This window comes from Secundilactobacillus hailunensis, from assembly GCF_005405185.1.
GTDB lineage: Bacteria > Bacillota > Bacilli > Lactobacillales > Lactobacillaceae > Secundilactobacillus > Secundilactobacillus hailunensis.
Genome location: NZ_BJDO01000129.1, coordinates 1 through 477 on the forward strand (window position 1 = coordinate 1; position 477 = coordinate 477).

Annotated in this window: 1 protein-coding gene and 1 pseudogene; one reads left to right on the forward strand and one right to left on the reverse strand. The window is 39.0% G+C overall.

Going from position 1 to position 477, the window contains the following annotated elements:
* Positions 1–88, forward strand: a pseudogene (locus FFM73_RS13065) (IS5/IS1182 family transposase); the annotation flags it as partial.
* On the opposite strand, the gene FFM73_RS12625 reads toward FFM73_RS13065, so the two are convergent.
* On the reverse strand, positions 71–316 hold the full coding sequence (locus FFM73_RS12625; protein ID WP_235874522.1) for a transposase: 246 nt from the start codon (positions 314–316) through the stop codon (positions 71–73). The pseudogene FFM73_RS13065 and the gene FFM73_RS12625 sit on opposite strands and share 18 nt — an antisense overlap.
* Between the last annotated feature and the right edge of the window lie 161 nt (positions 317–477).

Sequence of the window (477 nt, forward strand, 5' to 3'; positions counted from 1 at the left end):
ACTTTGGAAAAATTGTGAGCGTCAATTAACCACCAGTCTGCAAATGGTCGTTTTAGCGTTTTTAGCACTATTACTTAAGAGATTTTAGACAGCTTCTTAGGATTTCGTTCTCCTCAGACAGGGAAGCCAGCCGCTTTTCCATCGCTTTAATTTCGTCTGGCGATTTACCGGATTGAGTTTTGGCTTGGCCCTGGATCCACTTATGAACGGTTGAATAGCCAATGCCATATTCTCTGGCCAGTTGGGCGGCTGATTCGCCTTGTTTATATAGGTTGATGATGTTTTGTTTGAATTCTTTGTCGTAACGAGTTGGCATGTAAAAATTCCTTCCTTTTGAGAGACGATTTATTCATTATACGCTCTCTTAAAAGTTGTCTCAGAAACTGTTTGAGATCTAAATTGAGTTTTGGTATACTTTTGCAAAAAAGGAAATTGTTATGCCTAATTATCCCAGTAATATTACTCGCCAACAGTTTG

What these genes read in the sequence shown, in the direction of transcription:
- FFM73_RS12625 (WP_235874522.1), bottom strand. Translation starts at nt 316, where the DNA reads ATGCCAACTCGTTACGACAAAGAATTCAAACAAAACATCATCAACCTA.